The organism is Aquirufa ecclesiirivi, assembly GCF_011250515.1.
Taxonomy (GTDB): Bacteria; Bacteroidota; Bacteroidia; order Cytophagales; family Spirosomataceae; genus Aquirufa; species Aquirufa ecclesiirivi.
This window is the reverse complement of sequence record NZ_JAANOP010000001.1, coordinates 687,014-708,525: the sequence shown is the minus strand read 5'-3', so window position 1 is coordinate 708,525 and position 21,512 is coordinate 687,014. Positions and strand designations below refer to the sequence as shown.

17 protein-coding genes are annotated in these 21,512 nt (G+C 37.9%); 12 read left to right on the top strand and 5 right to left on the bottom strand.

Annotated features, from left to right (window positions below; genetic code table 11):
• Positions 1-31: 31 nt before the first annotated feature.
• From G9H65_RS03030 to G9H65_RS03000, 7 genes are all read left to right on the top strand, one after another.
• Positions 32-1,429, top strand: coding sequence for an NADH-quinone oxidoreductase subunit N (locus G9H65_RS03030; RefSeq protein ID WP_166373848.1), 1,398 nt, complete (start codon positions 32-34; stop codon positions 1,427-1,429).
• Positions 1,430-1,441: 12 nt separating this feature from the next.
• Positions 1,442-1,936 (top strand): GtrA family protein, encoded by a 495-nt coding sequence (locus tag G9H65_RS03025; RefSeq protein WP_166373847.1) that lies wholly within the window; start codon positions 1,442-1,444, stop codon positions 1,934-1,936.
• Positions 1,937-2,077: 141 nt separating this feature from the next.
• Positions 2,078-2,308, top strand: a complete 231-nt coding sequence (locus G9H65_RS03020) for a hypothetical protein (protein WP_166373215.1) — start codon at positions 2,078-2,080, stop codon at positions 2,306-2,308.
• 63 nt (positions 2,309-2,371) lie between these two features.
• Positions 2,372-2,995, top strand: coding sequence for a SprT-like domain-containing protein (locus G9H65_RS03015; protein ID WP_166373846.1), 624 nt, complete (start codon positions 2,372-2,374; stop codon positions 2,993-2,995).
• On the top strand, positions 2,955-6,299 hold the full coding sequence (gene porU / locus G9H65_RS03010; protein WP_166373845.1) for a type IX secretion system sortase PorU: 3,345 nt from the start codon (positions 2,955-2,957) through the stop codon (positions 6,297-6,299). Before G9H65_RS03015 ends, porU begins: the two co-directional genes overlap by 41 nt.
• 101 nt (positions 6,300-6,400) lie before the next feature.
• Positions 6,401-7,582, top strand: a complete 1,182-nt coding sequence (gene porV / locus G9H65_RS03005; protein WP_166373844.1) for a type IX secretion system outer membrane channel protein PorV — start codon at positions 6,401-6,403, stop codon at positions 7,580-7,582.
• Between the two features lie 69 nt (positions 7,583-7,651).
• A complete protein-coding gene (locus G9H65_RS03000; protein ID WP_166373843.1) occupies positions 7,652-8,920 on the top strand; it encodes a M16 family metallopeptidase in 1,269 nt (422 codons plus the stop codon).
• On the opposite strand, the gene G9H65_RS02995 is transcribed toward G9H65_RS03000, so the two are convergent.
• Entirely contained in the window at positions 8,917-9,825 is a 909-nt protein-coding gene (locus tag G9H65_RS02995) for a PfkB family carbohydrate kinase (protein ID WP_166373842.1), read from the bottom strand. The genes G9H65_RS03000 and G9H65_RS02995 overlap by 4 nt on opposite strands.
• Positions 9,826-9,835: 10 nt before the next feature.
• Complete coding sequence (locus tag G9H65_RS02990; protein WP_166373841.1) at positions 9,836-11,014, bottom strand: hypothetical protein; 1,179 nt, start codon at positions 11,012-11,014, stop codon at positions 9,836-9,838.
• A gap of 170 nt (positions 11,015-11,184) precedes the next feature.
• Between G9H65_RS02990 and cysS the strand changes: the two genes are divergently transcribed.
• The 5 genes from cysS (at position 11,185) to typA (ending at position 18,231) form a co-directional block, all read left to right on the top strand.
• Positions 11,185-12,678 (top strand): cysteine--tRNA ligase, encoded by a 1,494-nt coding sequence (gene cysS, locus G9H65_RS02985; protein ID WP_166373840.1) that lies wholly within the window; start codon positions 11,185-11,187, stop codon positions 12,676-12,678.
• Between the two features lie 4 nt (positions 12,679-12,682).
• Complete coding sequence (locus tag G9H65_RS02980; RefSeq protein WP_166373839.1) at positions 12,683-13,423, top strand: rhomboid family intramembrane serine protease; 741 nt, start codon at positions 12,683-12,685, stop codon at positions 13,421-13,423.
• Position 13,424: 1 nt separating this feature from the next.
• A complete protein-coding gene (locus G9H65_RS02975) occupies positions 13,425-14,288 on the top strand; it encodes a rhomboid family protein (protein ID WP_166373838.1) in 864 nt (287 codons plus the stop codon).
• A gap of 67 nt (positions 14,289-14,355) precedes the next feature.
• Positions 14,356-16,308 (top strand): 1-deoxy-D-xylulose-5-phosphate synthase, encoded by a 1,953-nt coding sequence (gene dxs / locus G9H65_RS02970; RefSeq protein WP_166373837.1) that lies wholly within the window; start codon positions 14,356-14,358, stop codon positions 16,306-16,308.
• A 114-nt stretch (positions 16,309-16,422) separates the two neighbouring features.
• Positions 16,423-18,231: a translational GTPase TypA gene (gene typA, locus G9H65_RS02965; protein ID WP_166229672.1), complete on the top strand. Its 1,809-nt coding sequence runs from the start codon at positions 16,423-16,425 to the stop codon at positions 18,229-18,231.
• Positions 18,232-18,263: 32 nt separating this feature from the next.
• Here the strand turns inward: typA and G9H65_RS02960 are convergent, their stop codons facing one another.
• Genes G9H65_RS02960 through gmk form a run of 3 tightly spaced genes read right to left on the bottom strand, consistent with a single transcriptional unit; the run spans position 18,264 to position 21,499 of the window.
• Positions 18,264-20,339, bottom strand: a complete 2,076-nt coding sequence (locus G9H65_RS02960; protein WP_166373836.1) for a ComEC/Rec2 family competence protein — start codon at positions 20,337-20,339, stop codon at positions 18,264-18,266.
• Positions 20,340-20,356: 17 nt separating this feature from the next.
• Positions 20,357-20,929: a nicotinate (nicotinamide) nucleotide adenylyltransferase gene (nadD, locus tag G9H65_RS02955; protein WP_166373835.1), complete on the bottom strand. Its 573-nt coding sequence runs from the start codon at positions 20,927-20,929 to the stop codon at positions 20,357-20,359.
• Between the two features lie 3 nt (positions 20,930-20,932).
• Entirely contained in the window at positions 20,933-21,499 is a 567-nt protein-coding gene (gene gmk / locus G9H65_RS02950) for a guanylate kinase (protein ID WP_166373834.1), read from the bottom strand.
• Positions 21,500-21,512: the final 13 nt, after the last annotated feature.

Below are 21,512 nucleotides of genomic sequence, written 5' to 3'. Positions count from 1 at the left end.
ACAAAATATATAAACAGCATCGCATACAATTATGACGGCTATCATTGCTTTATCTCTTTTTGGCATTAGTAATTTATTCTTAGGATTTTGGTTCCCAAGAAAAACAATACAATTGATCACCCTATTGTTTTTAGTGGTGTCCATGGCTTTGACCGTTTCCGACTGGAATCATGAATTATTATGGTTTGGAAATATGTTCCGTACCACCAATACCTCCATTAATTTTAGCCTCATCTTACAATTAGCGGCCTTTTTTGTCGTGGCATTTTCCAAAGCATTTGGCCAAGATGATGAACATACACATCCGGCAGAATATTATGCCATCATGCTATTTTCAGTGGTAGGAGCAATATTGATGGTTTCATTTGACCACATGATTGTTTTATTTGTGGGATTGGAAATCTTATCGGTAGCAATGTACGTTTTGACGGGTAGTGATAAAAGAAATCTTAGATCCAATGAAGCGGCCATTAAGTACTTCCTAATGGGATCTTTCACTACAGGCATTTTACTTTTTGGTATAACCCTCGTTTATGGTGCGACTCGATCATTCTACATTTCCAATATCGGAACCATTCTTACCAATACCGCTCCTGAATCTATTCCAAGTTTCTTATTCATTGGTGTGTTATTAGTCATCGTTGGATTATTATTTAAAGTATCTGCTGCACCTTTCCATTTTTGGACTCCTGATGTATATGAAGGTGCCCCGACCATCTTTACCATGTTTATGTCAACGATTGTGAAAACGGCTAGCTTTGCTGCCTTATTCCATTTGGTTTCTGGTATTTTTGGCAGCCTATATACCGTTTGGGTACTGCCTGTTTACTTCATCAGTATGTTAACCCTGGTCGTAGGAAACATCTCAGCTGTTTACCAGCAAAGTGTCAAAAGAATGCTTGCCTTTTCAAGTATTTCACATGCAGGATATCTCTTGTTAACCGTTAGTTCCAAGCAAATTACTACCACTTCTAGTATCCTATTTTACTCACTATCCTACACCCTTGCCACAGTAGTTGCATTTGCCGTATTGATTTTAGTTTCAGAATACCAAAGTGCGCGAGTAGAAAAACCAGAAAACTTCAGTTCATTTGAGGGTTTAGCTAAAAACAACCCTGGTTTAGCATTTTGCTTCACGATTTCTATGCTTTCTTTGGCAGGTATTCCATTAACGGCTGGTTTCTGGGGTAAGTTTTTTATCTTCTCAGATACCTTTAGTAGAAATATCATCTACCCCGTTATTTTGGCCATCTTAATGTCGGCTGTAGGTATTTACTATTATTTCAAAGGCATTATCGCTGTCTACTTAAAAGCTGGCGAGATCGAAAAAATAGAAATTCCTGCACTATTCAAAATGGCACTTTGGGCTTGTACGTTGGGTACCATCATCTTAGGTGTTTACCCTAGCTTAGTAAAAAGTGTATTCTAACCTTCCGCCATTTTGAGCAAATCGAACTCTAAACTATTTAATAAAAAAGACCTATTCGCCTATTTCCTCATTGCAGGAACTGGAGCTGTCGTTCAACTGGTGTCAGGAGGACTTATTAAAGATTGGTTTAAAGTTTCCTACGAAGAGTCCATTTTACCTGCTTACTACATCTCTCTGGTTGTCGGTTTTATTTTAACCAAACTGTTTGCCTTCAATGCTCGGCAGTCGCAACAAACCAGAAGAGAAATGATCAAATTCTTGATGGTAGCCTCTTTTTCAGGATTTGTCACGTGGTTTTTTAGCGTGATACCTTACCGTGGATTGAATATAATCATGCATGATTTTTACTGGCAAATTCCCTATTCTGTCAAAAAAATCAACCTGACTCAAGTACTGACTACCATCAATGGGATGGGTTTTAGTTTTGTATCAAACTATGTTTTACACAAATCTTTTACCTTCAAAAGCAGTGGTTTTTACGACCGTTTCAAGGATTTAATTCGCTAAATTCATTCCATTATTACAAATACTTAAGATTTACTTAATATTCTTAAGATTCAAAAACAGGCCTATTGTGAATTAAATGGGCATTTTTCAAATATTTGCATCCCAATACTTAAAAATTTCTTAAAATTTTTGTCAAAATAATTGGTAGATACAAATCATTCCATTAGTTTTGTAGCTCAAACCTTAAATATCAAAAAAATGAAAAAAGTATTCGCTCTAGCTTTCGTTGCTGCAATGGTAACTTTGGCATCTTGTGGTGAGAAAAAAACTGAAGCTGCTGCTGACACTGTAGCTGTTGATACTGCTGCTGCTGCTGCTGTTGATACTGCTGCTGCTGACACTGCTGCTGCTGACACTGCTGCTGCGAAATAATTTCGAAGCAAAAGAGAGAAAGGTCCTTCGCTTGCGAAGGACTTTTTTTATGCCCTTTTCCCAATGGTCAAAAGCAAAAGAATACAATCCTTTTTCGATCATTTCCCTGCCAGCGTAGCTGAGTATTGTTTTCAGCTTTGGCAAGATTACTCCTTTGACTTTATCGTCAGCAAAGAACGGGGTTCCAAATTAGGCGACTACCGTTTTTCTCCCAAAAAAGGACATCAGATTACCGTCAATCACAACCTAAATCCCTATGCTTTTTTGGTTACTTACATTCATGAAGTAGCCCATTTAACAACCTATTTAGCATTTAAAAATAAAGTTTCTCCTCATGGCAAGGAATGGAAACAGGAATTCTACAAGTTGTTTGAACCAATCCTTGATCCTGAATTGCTTCCAGAGCCCTTTGTTAGGGTATTACAAACCTACCTGAAAAACCCAACGGCTTCTTCATCCATGTATACTCCCTTAGTGGAGGTTTTAAAAACATTTGATCCAGAAACACCCCTGATTAGTTTACATGAATTAGCAGAGAACCAATTGTTTTTTCTAAAAAACCTACGCCTAGTCAAAGGGAAACTTCGTAGAACACGTTACATTTGCAAAGAACAGATTAGCGGAAAACTCTATTTAGTAGCCAAAAATGCCCAAGTTAGCTTATTGGAAAACCAATCCACCGATTAATCCTGGACTTTTTTTCTTGGGTTTCATATATATTTTATTCTTCCCCTTCATTAGCTTATCACAAACTCATTCCGTCTTATCAGAAGGAACTTGGACTAAAATTGCCATAAGCCAAACGGGCGTCTATCAAATAAATAAAGAATGGCTCCGTAAAAATAAGATTGATCCTAGCCGCATCAATCCGCAAAAAGTAGTTGTCTACCAAGGTCAACGAGGTGTATTGCCCCAACTGAATACGAGTCCTAGAACAAATGACTTAGTACCTATTGCTAGCTTATTTCTGGGAGAAGAAAATGGAATTTGGGATGAGAATGAACAAATTTGCTTTTTCGCTGAGTCCTCACACGTGACTAATTGGGATAATGAACAGAAAAAATGGAAAACTTCTACCCATCCATACAGTGACTCTGCTTTCTATTTTATCCGTTGGGATAGCCCCAAAAGCAGCAGAATCAAACAAATCAATTGGGAAGCAGGCCTAGAACCCAATATCGATTATGCTTGGTCACACTTTCACTATCAACCTGATTTGACAAATGCTATTCAATCGGGAAGGCAATGGCTCGGAGATGCTTTTTATGGGAATAATGAAAAAATTATTCAATATCCCATCAAGGATTATAAAGAAGGAAAAGCGGTTCAGCTGTTCGGGCAATTAGCTTCAAGCTCGGTAAAGGAAGGTTCTTTTGCGTTTACAATAGAAAACAATACACTATCCCCTTGGACCTTAGGAAGTATTTCTGGAGATCGATATGATCAAAAAATCCAAACCAAAGAATTCTCCGTTTGGCTTTTTCCGACCGTTAAAAATAACCAATGGTCTTGGAAAATTAATTACACCAATTCTGTAGGTACAGGTTACCTCAATAGCCTTTCCCTGAATTATCCCAGATTGCTGAATGCCGCCAATGAAAATCCGTTGTACTACTTCAACAATATACAAGATTCTACCTTTAGCATTTCCATCCAAAATCTAAGCAAGCAACACCAAATTTGGTTTAAAAATGGGGAACAAGATTGGCTTAGTTTAAATAATTCAACTGCCAAAGGGGAAATAACTTCGAAACCGGGAAGTCAAATGTTATTATTTGATCCTAGTAAACTAAATACCCCCACTTTTATTCAGCATATTGAAAATCAAGACATTAAGCATGGTCCAGCCAGTGAACTGATCATCGTAACTAGTCCAGCTTTACAAGTTGCCGCAGAAAAACTTGCTGAATACAAAAACGCCAAGGCCAACATCAAAACCACCGTCATTACTAGCGAATTAATTTACCATGAATACTCCGGTGGAAAACAAGATGTATCGGCTATCCGTGATTATTTGTTTGATCAAAAAAATAGACCTGACGCTCTTTTAAAGTATGTCCTACTATTAGGGGATGCTTCTGTCGATTATAAAAACAAAAATTCAATTGCCACTGCCTCAGAAAAAGCAAGTTATATTCCTACGTATGAAAGTAGAGAATCATTCCACCCTTTACTGAGCTATGCTTCGGACGACTACTACGGGCTGCTGGCTCCCGGACAAGGGGAATGGACAGAAGGAGATTTTGCTATCAATGAAAGTCTAACTATTGGAGTGGGTAGATTACCCGCTAGAAATCCTCAAGAAGCTATGGTTTTGATCAATAAACTCATTGACTATAGTGAAAAACAAAAATCTGCTGGAGTTTCCTTTTTTCAATTTGCTTGGATTGCTGATGATGGCGATTCCAATATACATATTCAGGATGCAGAAGATTTTTCTTCAAGTTTAGCCAAAAGTAATCCCGTTTTTCCGAAGCAAAAGATTTACTTAGATCAATATCCCATGACAGTAAATAACGGAGTATATACCTCGTCAGCCACTAAATTACAGGTAAAAAAGGCTTGGGAAAAACAAGGAGATTTCATCCATTATATTGGTCATGGGGCAGAAACAGTTTGGGCAGATGAAAAAATTTGGACTACGGAGGATATTCAAAAAATGATTAATGCACAACATCTTCCCTGGGTACTGACTGCCACATGTCAATTTGGGAGATTTGATGACCCCAATGTTTTATCAGGTGCCGAATTAAGCATCATTTCAGATCGAGGTGGAGCCATTGGTCTAATTAGTACCACTAGACCTGTATTTCAAAGCAGCAATTATGTCTTTGGTCAAGCATTTTATCAACTTATTCAAGCAAATAGCCATGATATCAATTACCGAATGGGAGATTTGTTTCGAGATACCAAAAACCAAAGCCATGCAGGGGTTATCAATCGAAATATCAGTTTACTAGGAGATCCTTCTCTGGCATTACCTTGGAGCTATCAGCCCATCAACCTACCAATAGATACACTTCTGGTAGGATCTGAAACTCTTGTCACCTTGCCCATACCAGCCAATGTAGAGGAAGTAGAATTGTATTTATTCGGTCCAAAGCGTGCTCAAAAAACCTTAGGGACTAAATCTCCGGCTTATTCCTATGAAATGGATGGAGAATTATTTTGGAAAATTTCAAGCAAGATTTCGAATGGAAAGCTCTCATTTTCTCCAAAAAGTATTCCTCCAACTTTTAATAACCAACAGAATATAACTTTAAAAGTACTAGCCAAAGATAAAGCGGGAAAGGTCTGGGCTGGGGCTAAAAGCATCTATCTCAAATTCAGCAATCTGCCCATAGTAGATACACAAGGACCCAGTATTCAAATTGGCTTGGCCAACGAGCCCAATATTGAGGCTACTAGCTCAAAACCCCAAGTTGAAATTCAATTAAAAGATAATGTGGGATTTTTATGGCAAAAAATCAATGGGGAAATTAGTTATTTGTTGGTTAACGACACACTAAAAGTCCCACTACTGGAATATTTCAAACCAAAAACAGGTTCATCCAACGAAGGGACAGTGATATATCCGTTACAAAATCTACCTCCTGGGGAATACAAAATTGAGGTAAAATGTTTCGATGTAAACAATAACATGAGCGAGTCAACGTTTCGTTTTCAAGTTTCGCAAGAGAATCTTACTGCTAGTTTTTGCTTAGTTTATCCAAATCCATTTAAAGATCAGTTGACCTTCCGCCTTTTGCAAGATAAATTCTGGTCAGATTACCCATATAATTTGAAAATTATCAACCTTTTAGGTCAAACAATTGTAGAAAAAATGGGAAATTTACAAGGTAGCGGAACGGAATACATGGAACTTTCTTTTGTATTCGATGATATTGAGACAAGAAATATGGGATTAGGGGCTTATTATATACTTGAAATTAAAGATATAAGAGGCTCAAACTTTCGGAAGTACAAGGGCAAATTAGCTACCTTAAAATAAATTTTGACAAATATTTTAGCTTATAAAACAACAATTAGCGTAAAAATGCCTATTTTTGGTCTTCGCTTTACGCTGAACAGACTCTCTAATTTTTTTAAACAATGACGACAAACAATTCATTATTCCCAAAAGCCTTATTAACCTTGGTAGCAGGTTTGATTAGTTCTTATGCTTTTGGACAAGCATTAGTTTCTGGTCAAATAAATTCAGGAAGAATTCCTACACCAACCATGTTATTCTTGAATGTTGCTCCAGATGCACGTTCGGCTGGTATGGGAGATGCTGGTGTCGCTATTTCATCGGATGTAAACGCCATATATTGGAATCCTGCTAAATTAGCTACTGCTGAGAAGGACTTAGGATTCTCTATATCTTATACTCCTTGGTTGAGAAACTTGGTAAATGATATGGCTCTTTATAATATCGCTGGATACAAAAAGACAAGTAAAGATCAAGCATTTGGATTTTCAATTAACTATTTTGATCAAGGATTATTCCAAGCAACTACTTCAACAGGACAAAGTGCAGGTAATTTCAATTCAAAAGAATATGCCATTACTGCTACTCACGCTCGTAAATTATCCAACACATTATCTTTAGGTGTTAATTTAAAATACATCAACTCCAACTTATTAGGAAACTATACAGGAACGAATGGTTCAGGTGTAGCTATGAAACCTGCACAAACTGTAGCTGCTGACGTAGCTTTGTATTGGAACAGTGTTTCTGCAAAAGAATGGAAATATACTTACGGTTTAGTTTTATCTAATATCTCGGGTAAAGTTTCTTATGGTGGTGTAGACAAAAACTTCATTCCAACGAACTTACGTTTTGGTATGGCTACTACCAAAGACATTTCTGAAGGAAATCGTTTAACTTTCACCTTAGACTTCAACAAGTTAATGGTTCCTACTCCTTATTCAATCGATGCCAATGGTGCTAAGGTTGGAAATGATCCAAACGATGCAACAGCTATCGGTGGTATCTTTAGTTCATTGTTTGATGCACCAGACGGATTCGGCGAAGAGTTGAAAGAGATTACTACTTCAATCGGTGCTGAATACTTATTCAACAATTCATTTGCTTTAAGAACAGGTTATTTCAATGAAAGCGAAATGAAAGGTAATCGTAAATATTTCACCTTCGGTGTAGGTTTTAAATTAGACCAAAAATACGGATTTGATTTTGCTTACTTAGTTCCAACAGGTTCTGGTAGTCCATTAGCTAATACACTTCGTGTGTCTTTATTGGCTGCTATCAACAACGGTGCTTCTAAGAAATAAGCTAACATACTTGTTTTGATTTCAAATGACATTCCTTGGAATGTCATTTGTTTTTTACCCTAATATACCATGCTAGACCGCTCCACGCCTCCTCCTGCTTTTCCCATTGAACTTGTGAAATTTCCAAATGTAGATGTTTTTCATCTGAGCAATGGAATACCCGTATATTCCATTAATCTAGGAGAGCAACCTGTTTTTAAATTGGAAATTATTAGTTCAGCTGGGTCTAAATATGGAGCAAAGGCAGGCTTAGCTAACATGGTGGCTAATCTCATGAAACGGGGAACTCACGCACACTCCGCACAAGTAATACATGAGGCATTTGACTTTTCAGGTGCATTTTGGGATATCCATGCCAACCTTGATAATGCAACTTTTTCAGTTTATGGCTTAAATAAACATTTTGAATCACTGATACCTAGGGTAGCCGATATACTAAAGGAAGCCACTTTTAGTCAAGAGGAATACGAAAAAGAAATCGCGATTGAAATCCAAAAAAATAAACTTAATTGGCAAAAAACATCGTTTGCCGCAAGTCAATTATTCCGAGGTCAAGTATTTGGCAATCATGTTTATGGTCGACATTCATCACCCGAAAGTTTATCCGATTTAAGTCGAAATGATTTATTTGATTTCTACACCTCTACTTGGGCAAATGTCAAACCTATTATTTTCCTTTCCGGGAAAATTACTGACCAAGAATTGACTTTATTAGATCGATTTATTGGTCATCTTAGCTTTGAGATGCCATGGCCTGACAATTTACCATTGGTTAAACCACAACTTGCCAAAATCGAACACGAACGTCGTGAGGGCGCCTTACAAACCTCCATTAGAGCCGGGAAATTAGCCATTGGTAGAAATCATCCCGATTACTTTAAATTCAGTATTCTAAACACCATATTAGGTGGTTACTTTGGATCAAGACTTCAAAATAACATTCGTGAAGATAAAGGTTTTACCTATGGTATATCTTCTTCCATTGTTCCTTTACATGAATCATCGTATTGGGTTACTGGCACCGATGTCAATGGGGAAAATAGTGAACAAACCTTAGAGGAAATCAAAAAAGAGATTCGAATTTTGCAAAATGAACTGGTTCCCGAAGAAGAATTAGAACTAGTCAAAAACTATTTGATGGGAAGTTTTACTGGGGAACTCACCCAGGCATTTGATATCGCTGAAAAAATCAAAGTCATTCAGCTTGAAAACTTAGCGCCTGACTTCTACGATCAATTTCAAAGCCAAGTTATTCAATGCCAAGCTCAAGAACTGCGCGACATAGCGAATCAGTACTTGAACCTGGATGAAATACATGTGGTGATGGTAGGAGCTTAAAACCTAGCTAATTCTCTAAACTCATTCACACGAGATTCTAAGTCGGCAGGACTAATCTCAAACAAACGTTCTGTACCGAATTTTTCGACACAGAAGGAAGCCATGGCTGAACCATAGACGATGGCTTGGCGCATGCTTTCAAAAGACACATCATCTTTTTGAGCCAAATAACCAATAAATCCACCTACAAAGGTATCTCCTGCTCCTGTTGGATCAAATACTTCTTCCAAAGGCAAAGCTGGGCAGTAAAACATTTTATCTTCTTGGAACAACAATGCGCCGTGCTCCCCTTTTTTGATAATCAAGGTTTTAGGTCCCATGGCCATGATCATCTTGGCTGCGATTCTCAACGAATATTGCTCCGATAACTGACGAGCCTCCTCATCATTGATGCATAACACATCCACCATTTTCAATACACGTTTCAAATCATCCATGGCTACATTCATCCAGAAATTCATCGTATCCATGACAATCAATTTTGGACGCTTTTGCAAACCCTGAATCGCATCGATTTGTACCTGAGGAGTTAAATTTCCTAACATTAGGTAATCGCAATCTTGGTAAGAAGCTGGAATAACAGGTTGAAAATCAGCCAATACATTTAGATCCGTCACTAAAGTATCTCGCGTATTCATATTATTATGATACTTTCCCGCCCAAAAGAAAGTCTTTTCACCTTCTTTAATTTGTAAACCCGTCAAATCGATTCCCTTCTCTTCTAAGGTTTCCATATACTCTTTGGGAAAATCATCTCCCACTACGGCAACTACATTCACTTTTGGCAAGAAAAATGCCGCAGACAAACTAATATAGGTACAAGATCCACCGATAATTTTATCTGTTTTCCCGTAAGGGGTTTCTAGGGCATCAAAAGCCACTGTTCCAATTGATAATAAGCTCATTTTAAAATATTTAGCCTACTTTAGGACAACGACTAAAGGGCTGGTTTGGATTAAATAAATAACGATATGTAATGTATGTTTTATCGATGCTGGCTCCCAACTGAGATACAAATCGAAGCATTTTAGGATTAAAATCGCCCACCCAATTCATATCCATGGTTTCATATGGATAAAAAGGATTATCGCGGGCAGCTTGACGGAAACGCAGGGCTATGGCAGATTCCACCCCTTTGCCTTGATGTTCCGGCACGACACCAAAAATCACGCCACAACAGCGCGTTAGAGCACCTTTCCATTTCAAGAGTAAAAACTTGATCATTCCCCAAACGTTCATTTTACCATGGAGGTGTTTAACTATTTGGTTCAAATCAGGAATAACAATGAAAAAAGCCACAGGATCTCCCTCTGCGGTATAGGCAAACCATAATAATTGCTCATCTATGATCGGCTTCATTTTCTTGACTAACTTTTGAGCTTGTTCTGAGCTCATGGCTGTAACACCTGGAAATTTAGCCCATGCAGCATTGAATATCACTTTGAAATCTTCGGCATATTTACTTAAATCTGATTTCTCAATATGCTGAAAAACATAGTTCGGATTCTGGTAAATTCGTTGCGCTTTTTCTTCGATGGAAGGTGCTACATTCGCTGCAGAAACCGGAGAAACAAACACATACTGTTGAAAATAATCCTTGAAACCATAGCGCTCAAAAAAAGCGATGTAATATTCTTTCGTCCAAGGCATTTTATACGTAGGTTCAAATTCCCATCCTTTCACCATCAATCCCCAAAAACTATCTCGTTCTCCAAAATTGATAGGCCCATCCATGGCTTCTAATCCTCTACTTTTTAACCATTCAGCGCAGGCATCAAACAACATAAAAGCAGCTTGTTCGTCTTCGATACACTCAAAAAATCCCATACCTCCAGCGGATAATTCTCCTTCTTTGGCTGGTTTTCCATCGTGAAATGCTGCAACTCGACCAATAACTTGATTTTCTTCATTAAATAGCAACCAGCGAATAGCCTCCCCGTGTTTAAAATGTGGATTTTTCTTAGGATCAAATATCGACTCAATGTCCGAATCCAAGGGTCTAATCCAATTAGCATCAAGTACATACAAGCTAACAGGAAAGGTTAAAAATGCTTTTTTTAATTGGCTATCTTCAGCTACTTCACGTAAATACATGCTGGATTTTAAATGGAATTTAAAGATTTTAACAAAGATAATAGAATGAGTCGAGCAATCCGACCTCCCTTAAAACATTCAAGGGATATAAATCGTTTGGTGGTTTAAAAGAATCAAAGTAATTTTAGTTCTTTTACAAATAGCCCTTCTGAAAAGGGAAAATAATGACCATGCAAGCCTTAAAATTATACAATACACTCAGTAGGGAAAAAGAATTATTCACGGCCATCAATGCTCCACACGTAGGTTTATATGTATGTGGACCAACGGTCTATAATTATGTTCACTTGGGTAACTTAAGGACTTTCACTTCATTTGACATCCTTCACCGCTATTTACGTCACATTGGCTACCAAGTGCGTTATGTTAGAAATATCACTGATGTCGGGCACTTAGTGGGTGACGGCGATGAAGGAGAGGATAAAATTGGGAAAATGGCCAAGCTTGAAAAGCTAGAACCTATGGAGATTGTACATCGCTACACCCAGAATTTCCACCAAGTGTTAGAACAATTCAATTTACTTCCACCGAGCATCGAACCAACTGCTACGGGACATATCATGGAGCAAATTGAAACGACTAAGATTTTATTAGACAAAGGATTAGCATATGAATCCAATGGCTCAGTTTACTTTGATATAGAAACCTACAACAAACAAGGAGGAGATTACGGAAAACTTTCTGGTCGTGTGTTAGAGGATTTGCTGACCGAAACCAGAGATTTGGATGGTGTGGGAGAAAAAAGAAATCCCCTGGATTTTGCCTTGTGGAAAAAAGCAGCTCCAGAGCATTTGATGCATTGGCCTTCACCGTGGGGAGAGGGCTTCCCTGGCTGGCATTTGGAATGTACTTGCATGAGCCATAAGTACTTAGGTGACACATTTGATATACATGGTGGTGGAATGGACTTGAAATTCCCACATCATGAATGTGAAATTGCTCAAGCAAAAGCCACCTATGGCAAAGCTCCTGTTCGATATTGGATGCATACTAATATGCTTACCGTAAATGGCCAAAAAATGAGCAAATCATTAGGAAACTCATTTTTACCCTCCGAATTATTTAGTGGAAATCACCCTTTATTGGAACAAGCCTACAGTCCCATGACAGTTCGCTTTTTTATGCTGCAATCACAGTATAGAAGTACTTTAGACTTTTCCAATGATGCATTAAAAGCCGCACAAAAAGGATATAAGCGTATTGCGAATGGACTTAGAATCGTCAAGAATATGTCCTTTCCCGCTAATGCCAATTCTGAACTAGTCGACACGAAACACGGCGATGAAATTCAGGCAGCTGTTCAAGGATGTTACGATGGCATGAATGATGATTTGAACACGGCTGTTACAATTGCCAATTTATTCACCTTATTGAAGAAAATAAATCAATTGTATACTGCCCAAGTTTCCTTAGAATCCATAGGAGAAAAGTCCTTTGATTTATTAAAAACTAGCTATATTTCATTCTTAGAAAATATATTAGGCATTAAAGAAGAACTTCCTGATAACTGGGAAAGCATGATTCAAGGCTTACTTCAATTGTATACAGAATTTAAGCAAAGTAAGCAATACGACAAAGTGGATGAAATTAGGACAACTTTCAAATCCATGGGATTACTCATAAAAGACATGAAAACCTCCATTGATTGGGGTTACGAAGAATAAAAAAATGCTACAAAACTTAACACCTACAGTACGTACTTTATTGTTAATTAATGTGGGGCTTTACTTGATTAAGGGCTTTGGCTTTCCTCAAGAACTGCTCACATTACATTATTTTGGCGCTAGTGATTTCCGTTTTTTCCAGGTGGTCAGCTATATGTTTGTTCATGCTAGTTTCATGCATCTTTTAGGCAACATGTTTGGACTGTATATGTTTGGCTCCTTATTAGAACGCATTTGGGGTGCGCAACGCTTTCTTTTCTTTTACTTTTTTTGTGGAATTGGAGCGGGACTCTTATACATGGGCATCCAACATTTCATTGATTTTGCAGAAATAAGAAGAGCCACAGAGCTTGTTTTGTCGAATCCGAATTCAGATAATTTGATTGATTATGCCCAGCACTATGGAGTCATATCGGCTCCTGGTGGACAAATCAACATCAACTGGGTTATTTCGAATTATGAGGCCTTAATTAATATGGGTGCTTTGGGTGGAGCATCGGGTGCTATTTTTGGTATCATCATGGCTTTTGGTTATTTATTCCCCAACTCAGAAATGTTTTTGTTCCCATTTCCTATTCCGATCAAGGCCAAATATTTTGTTACGTTTTATGGCCTTTATGAGCTCTATGCAGGCATTCAGCAAAGTCAAGGGGACAATGTTGCTCATTTCGCCCACATTGGTGGAATGATTTTTGCCGTAGTTTTATTGAAGGTTTGGAAAACACAAAGAAATAATTTCTATTGAAATGAAAAGTATTTGGCAGGACATCAAGCTCGTCATTCAAAATCCAGAAAATGGGTTGTGGCGACTTATATTGGCCAATGTTTTTGTATTTATTTTTATTTCATTGAGCCATGTTTTTTTATCCTTGGCAGGAAAGGAAGATTGGTATAATCAGTTGTTGGAACAAATCGCCCTTTCTTCGCAACCCAAATTGGTCTTGTATAAACCTTGGACCTTTTTTACATATTTCTTTGCGCATTTTGAGATTTTCCATTTAGTTTTCAACATGCTATTCCTATATTGGTTTGGCAGTATCATTCATAGCTTTGTAGGCCAAAAACGCCTTATTCAAATGTATTTTTTAGGTGGATTAGCCGGTGCTATTGCTTACATTTTATTATTAAATAGCTTCTCCTATTTCGTCATGAAAGGCCCCATTTATTTAAATGGGGCTTCTGCCAGTGTTTTTGCCATAGTTGTAGGTGCAGCAACTTTACAACCCAATTATAAAGTGCATTTATTGATCTTTGGAGAAGTCGCTATTAAATATGTAGCTGCATTTTATATTTTATGGTCCATGATTGAAACCACTGGAACGAACGCCGGTGGTAATATAGCCCATTTAGGAGGAGCCTTATTAGGATTTCTTTATGCCTATTCTTATCAAAGAAGGCAATCTAGAAGACCCGTACCTGAAGAAAAAATTTATTCTTACTCCATGACTGTCCAGAAAAAAATTCAGGATTTTGTGGAGCAAAATGAAGCCGATGAGATTGAAGAGGATGAATTGAACGCAATTTTAGATAAAATTTCAACCTCAGGTTATGAAAGTTTAAGTAAGCATGAAAAGAAACGATTGTTTAAAGCAAGTCAAAAAAATGACTAGTCAGCCAAAAACATTTTTACCTTTGTATAGTTAAATCAGAACCCTTCATCAAAATTACCCTTCCAAGATGCAATTTCAAGCCGGACCTATCTTAAGCAAAATCCAATCCCCAGCGGATTTGCGCAAGTTGTCCCCTGCCGCATTACCTGCGGTTTGTCATGAATTGCGTCAATTCATCATCGATCATGTATCGGTCAATGGTGGTCATTTTGGAGCATCTTTGGGTGTTACTGAATTAACCGTGGCTCTGCATTATGTTTTTAACACTCCTGATGACCAGCTCGTTTGGGATGTAGGACATCAAGCATATGGCCATAAGATTCTAACTGGGCGCCAAGATTCATTTCACACCAATCGATTATTGGGAGGAATTAGTGGCTTTCCGAAGCGTTCAGAAAGTGAATATGATGCCTTTGGAGTAGGGCATTCATCTACATCCATTTCTGCGGCACTAGGTATGGCCGTAGCTTCTAGGTATAAAAAAGAATTTCACAAACAGCATATTGCGGTTATAGGAGATGGCTCCATGACCGCCGGTATGGCTTTCGAAGCCATGAATCATGCGGGAGATATTCCTAATAACATGCTGATTATCTTAAATGATAATTGCATGGCCATTGATCCCAACGTTGGCGCTTTAAAAGAATATTTAACAGATATTACGACTTCCCACACCTACAACCGTGTAAAGGACGATGTTTGGAATCTTTTGGGAAAGATGTCCAAGTTTGGTAAATCGGCCCAAGAAATTGTATCCAAAATCGAAAACGGATTAAAGGCTACCTTGCTCAAGCAAAGTAACTTATTTGAATCCTTAAATTTACGGTACTTTGGACCCATTGATGGACATGATGTTCAATACTTAACCACCGTATTGAATGACTTAAAGGATATTCCTGGTCCTAAAATTTTACATTGCATCACCACCAAAGGTAAAGGCTATTCCTTAGCAGAGAAAGATCAAACCCTATGGCATGCCCCTGGAAAATTTGATAAAATTACTGGGGAAATACACAAAAAGACATTTGATAATCCTCAAGCTCCTAAATACCAAGAGGTTTTTGGTCATACAATATTAGAACTGGCAGAGCAAAACCCAAAAATTATGGGCATTACTCCTGCAATGCCATCAGGTTCCTCCTTAAATATCATGATGAGAGCCATGCCCGATCGTGCATTTGATGTGGGTATTGCCGAGCAACATGCCGTTACTTTTTCAGCAGGAATGGCTACGCAAGGACTAACCGTTTTTTGTAATATCTACAGTTCTTTCATGCAAAGAGGCTACGACCAAGTGGTGCATGATGTCTGTTTACAAAAACTCCCCGTCATATTTTGTTTAGATCGAGCAGGTCTTGCTGGCGCAGATGGCCCCACCCATCACGGTTTATATGATTTAGCCTACATGCGTTGTATCCCTAATATGATTGTCGCAGCACCCAAAAATGAACAGGAGCTTAGAAATCTTATGTATACGGCTTCATTGGATAAATTCAAAGAACATCAAAAGGCCATGACAATCCGTTATCCACGAGGTTCAGGTGTGATGCCTGTTTGGAGAACTGCTTTTGAAGAAATTACCATTGGAAAAGGTCAAAAAGTATTGGATGGAGAAGAAATTGCCATTTTAAGCATTGGCCATATTGGAAATGAAGCCGAATTAGCCTGCCAAAAAGCAAGGTCCTTGGGATTGAAACCTGCTCTTTATGACATGCGATTTGTCAAACCTCTAGACGAAGAAATACTTCATGAAGTATTTTCTCAATATAATCAAATCATTACCGTGGAGGATGCTTGTATCCAAGGAGGATTTGGATCGGCTATCGCTGAGTTTATGCTAGATCATGGATACAACAAACCCATATTGCGTTTGGGAGTTCCTGACGATATTATTGAACATGGAGAACCACATGAACTTTACCAATTATGTGGTATTGACTCCGTGAATATCCTCAAAAAAATGAGCGATTTATATCCCAATAAAACCAAATCGGCTTCTCAGAAAGTAAATCATGTCTAAGATTTCACGATTTCATTATCTTCAATTAGTACTTTTCTAAGAAATTATCCCTACCTTTGCACCTTAAATTTCCTCAGGCAGAGAGATTTGATTTCATCAAAGCGCCATTATTTTATGCAAAGCATTCGCAACATTGCCATTATTGCCCACGTTGACCACGGTAAAACTACGCTAGTCGACAAAATCATTCATGCATCTAAGATTTTTAGAGAAAATCAAGAATTTGGAGATCTTATCCTAGATAACAACGACTTAGAAAGAGAGCGTGGAATTACCATTGTTTCCAAAAACGTATCTGTACGCTACAATGGCGTAAAAATCAACATCATTGACACTCCTGGTCACGCCGACTTTGGAGGAGAAGTGGAACGTGTATTACGTATGGCTGATGGTGTATTGTTATTGGTAGATGCTTTTGAAGGCCCAATGCCTCAAACACGTTTCGTTTTATCTAAAGCCATTGCTTTAGGTTTAAAACCTATTGTAGTTGTTAACAAAGTTGATAAAGAGAACTGTCGCCCAGACGAAGTACATGAGTCGGTATTTGACTTAATGTTTAACTTGAACGCTTCAGAAGAGCAATTGGATTTCCCTTGCTTATACGGTTCTTCTAAACAAGGCTGGATGAATACGGATTGGAAAACTCCAACAGACAACATCATCCCTTTGTTAGATGCCATCATCGAGCACATTCCTGCTTCTAAAGTACAGGAAGGTACTCCTCAAATGCAAATCACTTCTTTAGACTATTCTTCATTTGTAGGTCGTATTGCGATCGGACGTTTGGAGCGTGGAACATTGAAAGAAAATATGCCGATCGCGCTTTGTAAGTCAGATGGCTCAATTAAAAAAATGCGTATCAAAGAACTTCAGGTTTTTGAAGGCTTAGGTAAAGTACGTGTTGATACAGTAGAATGTGGAGAAATTTGTGCCGTAACAGGAATTGAAGATTTTGAAATCGGAGATACCTTAGCAGATCCAGAAAATCCAGAAGCATTAGAGCGTATCGCTATTGATGAACCTACGATGAACATGTTGTTTACTATCAACAACTCTCCATTCTTTGGTAGAGAAGGTAAAATGGTAACTTCTCGTCATATTCGTGAGCGTCTATTCAAAGAGACTGAGAAAAACTTGGCTTTGAGAGTTATGACTACTGAAAGCGAAGATAAATTCTTAGTATTTGGTCGTGGTATCCTTCACTTGTCTGTTTTAATTGAAACCATGCGTCGCGAAGGTTATGAATTACAAGTTGGTCAACCACAAGTAATTTATAAAGAAGGTGATAATGGGGAGAAGTTAGAACCCATTGAATCTTTAGTCGTTGACGTTCCTGAAGAAGTAGCTGGTAAAGTAATTGAATTAGCTACTCAAGGTAAAGGTGAGTTATTGATTATGGAACCTAAAGGTGACTTACAACACTTAGAATTCAACATTCCTTCAAGAGGTTTGATTGGATTACGTTCTAAAGTGTTAACAGCTACTTTTGGAGAGGCGATCATGGCACACCGTTTTATTGGATATGAGTCCTTTAAAGGATCAATTCCAGGTAGAATTAACGGTTCATTGATTTCCATGAACACAGGTGTTGCAACACCATATGCCATTGATAAATTACAAGACAGAGGGGTGTTCTTCATCGATCCAGGTGAAGAAATTTACTCAGGTATGGTTGTTGGTGAACACAATCGCCAAAACGATATCGAGGTTAACTTGCAAAATGCAAAACAATTAACCAACATGCGTGCTTCAGGTACTGATACCAATACCAAGATTGCACCTAAATTAAACTTCTCGCTGGAAGAGTGTATGGAATTTATCCAAAAAGATGAATATTTAGAAATCACTCCAAAATCTTTACGTATGCGTAAAATCTTCTTAGATCCAAACGAACGTAAACGTCAAGAGCAAAAAAATAAATAATTTAGAAAGGCTGTCCGAAACGACAGCCTTTTTTAATATACTAAAGCAGAAACAGTATCTAATGCGACTTGATGGCTTGATGATGGACTTAACCTTTCTAATTTTTTGAGATAATAAGCCGATATTGATTGTGTCCAAAGCCTATCTCCCACCTTACTAGAAATCAACCAATCGAAATTCTGCTTTTTTAATTTACTATCGATTATCAATACATCGATCGTTCCTGGAGAAACTACCTGAGATTGATGGGCTAGGTAAAATTTCTTTCCTTTCCACAGCCAAGAAACATTCTTTTCTGACTTCCATTCCAATTGTATGGTATCCTGAATAAAATGATGTGCCAATACGGGTGAAATATTCGATTGTATCCAAGCTGGATCCTGGTAAATCCTGCTGGATGCCAACAACTTAGCTTTCAAGCCTTGTAGTTCCAACCACACTGGCTCACCTCGATATTGGCCTAAATAGGCAATTTTCTGATTTCTCAGAGCTTGCCATTGCTCCAATTGAATATACGATATACTGACTACAAATAGTAAACCCAAAAATCCTAATGTGGCTCCCTGCCTGTTATCCCACCAAAATTTGACTAGTAGTAAAATCAAATAATACGGAATAAATAACCCATATTCCCAATGTAAAAAAGGAATCGTTGGTTGGAATGCATGATCTATCCAAAACATTACTTCATGCAGAAAAGTGAAACTTGCATCCAAAATTTCTCCCAGTATTACGTACAAATGACTAAAGCTCAATGCGTGTAAAAAGGGTGCTAACAGTAAAAATGCCAATCCTAAAATCAAAGAGACGGATGAGAGTAAAACTAAAAGGGGATTTGCCAATAACATGATCCCCACATGGGGGAACTGATGAAAATAATACAAGATCCAAGGGAAAGTCAAAACTTGCGCTGCAACAGCTACAGTAGTTAAAGCCCATGCTTGTTTAACGATATACTGTACTATTGGGTGCTTTATATTGGGCTCACAAATTGCACTCAAAGCAGACTGGTACATTAATATACCTAATACTGCTAAAAACGACAATTGAAAGCCTGCGTCGTACAATTGCATGGGATCCCAAACCAACATAACAAATCCAGTAAATGCTAATAGATTGATTGAATTCAAGGAAAATCGAAATGTTTGAGCAAAAAGCACAACGGAAAACATACAACTAGCGCGTAAAACAGGCGCAGAAAATCCAGTAATTCCGGCATAGGTCCAAATGATTATTAGCGTTAAAATAAAAACACCTATGGTAACTATTCGATTCCGCTGAGGAATGAATTTTAGAAAAAATTGAATACATAAAAATAGGATGCCCACATGCATCCCCGAAACGGATAAAATATGAATGGCTCCTAAAGCCGCATAGCTCTTTCTCGTTTCAAAGTCGATAGTTTCATGTCCTCCCAATAACATGGCGCCTCCTACCGCCCTATTCCTTTCCCCTGTAAGCGCCCGATGAATATGTTGAAGCAAATAATGTTGCACTCGTTCAAAAAATGACTTAAAAGCAAAGTTTCCACTATTGCACTGAAGTTTTTTTGTCCATTTTCCTGGCAAAAATGATGTCGCATAAATCCCCTTTCTACCATAATAGACTGGCCAGTTTTGACTAAATGGAAATGCCGCTGGTCGAATGGATTGTGGATGCGCCTTAGAAAGATAAGAATCTCCTAAATGAGGAGCATCTGCGGATTGCTCTAAATAAAATTGGCAACGAGTACGTATGGGGTTCCATGCTCCTTTTGAATTTAAATAAGCGGAAATTTCTCCCACAAATGCATAGGTTTTTGGCTTTTTAATAGGTGTACTTACCAGCTGAAATCGGAAAGCAATAACATCAGAAGGCAACTTTTGATATTGATTTTTCAAGTCCAAAGTACGCAAGTAGCCTGCAAAAAAAAAGATGATGGACACTAAATAAGCCTGAAAAAGGTATCTATTTTTTATCCAAATGATGAGGCAAAACAGCGCTCCCAAAAAGAGGCAAAAAAGAACTTGATTAAGCCATTCTGAGGAATTTTCAGGAACTAAAATAATTCCTATTGCCCACCAAAGGCAAAGACGTAAAAAAGGAAATGGACTGAAAAATGAAAACAATTTTTAAGCGCTAAGGCCTAAATGTAGAATTTTTTTAGAGCGATTAACTGCTCAACAGTATCAGGAACTAGATATTTGATCGACTGGTTTTTTTGAATGCACGCTCTGATGTAAGTAGCTGAAATATGTAAAACGGGGGCATTCACGATTTTAACCTTAGGGTGATTCCATAGGTCGCTTGTCGGCTCTTCCCCACGTGGGTATACGTAAAGGCCAAAATAATCAAGAATCTTATCGTAGTTTTTCCAGCTTTTAAATTGCTCCAAATTATCTCCCCCCAGAATCAATTCAAATTCATGCTGAGGAAATTTTTCAGACAAATGGATGAGGGTATCAATCGTATAGGAGCGTTTCTTCAAGCTAAACTCAATATCACAGCTTTTGAATTGAAAATTATCTGCGATGGCTCTTTCCACTAAATCTAACCGATCAAACTCATGCAACAGACTTTTACTTTTTTTATGGGGATTTTGAGGAGAAACCACAAACCAAATCTGTTGAACATCGGTTTGGTTCAATACCGCTTGAGCAATCATCAGGTGACCATGATGAATGGGGTTAAATGAACCAAAAAACAAAGCGATTTTCATGGTTTATTGGGTAAAGTCATCAAAAAGGCTTTGCGCCTCTTCGATTGCTTCCTCTAATTGATCATTCACCAAAATGACGTCGAATTGACCTTGAAAAGACCATTCAAATTTCATCTTAAAGATACGCTTGGATAAGGCCTCCTCACTTTCAGTACCTCTAGAACGCAATCTTTCTTCCAAAATTTCTAAGGTTGGTACCTTGACAAATATAGCTAAAGCGCGATCTCCATAATATTTCTTTAGCGCGAGCCCACCTTTCACATCTACATCAAAAATGACATGTTTGCCAGATGCCCAAATTCGCTCAATTTCGGACTTTAAAGTTCCATAATAGGCTCCAGGATATACCTCTTCCCATTCAACAAAGGCCTCTTCATTGATTTTTTGACGAAAATCTTCTGGAGTTAAAAAATAATAATCTTTACCATTCTCCTCTGATCTGCCCCGCTTATCTCTGGTACATGCTGAAATAGAAAATCCCAAATTGGAATTATTTTTGATGAGTTCTTTAACGATGGTCGTTTTACCTGAACCCGAAGGTGCTGAAAAAATAATTAATTTCCCTTCCAAAAAACTGTTGTTT

Coding starts and splice junctions, on each gene's coding strand:
- G9H65_RS03030 (WP_166373848.1), top strand. CDS start 32: ATGACGGCTATCATTGCTTTATCTCTTTTTGGCATTAGTAATTTATTC.
- G9H65_RS03015 (WP_166373846.1), top strand. CDS start 2,372: ATGGTCAAAAGCAAAAGAATACAATCCTTTTTCGATCATTTCCCTGCC.
- porU (WP_166373845.1), top strand. CDS start 2,955: ATGCCCAAGTTAGCTTATTGGAAAACCAATCCACCGATTAATCCTGGA.
- porV (WP_166373844.1), top strand. CDS start 6,401: ATGACGACAAACAATTCATTATTCCCAAAAGCCTTATTAACCTTGGTA.
- G9H65_RS03000 (WP_166373843.1), top strand. CDS start 7,652: ATGCTAGACCGCTCCACGCCTCCTCCTGCTTTTCCCATTGAACTTGTG.
- G9H65_RS02995 (WP_166373842.1), bottom strand. CDS start 9,825: ATGAGCTTATTATCAATTGGAACAGTGGCTTTTGATGCCCTAGAAACC.
- G9H65_RS02990 (WP_166373841.1), bottom strand. CDS start 11,014: ATGTATTTACGTGAAGTAGCTGAAGATAGCCAATTAAAAAAAGCATTT.
- cysS (WP_166373840.1), top strand. CDS start 11,185: ATGCAAGCCTTAAAATTATACAATACACTCAGTAGGGAAAAAGAATTA.
- G9H65_RS02980 (WP_166373839.1), top strand. CDS start 12,683: ATGCTACAAAACTTAACACCTACAGTACGTACTTTATTGTTAATTAAT.
- G9H65_RS02975 (WP_166373838.1), top strand. CDS start 13,425: ATGAAAAGTATTTGGCAGGACATCAAGCTCGTCATTCAAAATCCAGAA.
- dxs (WP_166373837.1), top strand. CDS start 14,356: ATGCAATTTCAAGCCGGACCTATCTTAAGCAAAATCCAATCCCCAGCG.
- typA (WP_166229672.1), top strand. CDS start 16,423: ATGCAAAGCATTCGCAACATTGCCATTATTGCCCACGTTGACCACGGT.
- nadD (WP_166373835.1), bottom strand. CDS start 20,929: ATGAAAATCGCTTTGTTTTTTGGTTCATTTAACCCCATTCATCATGGT.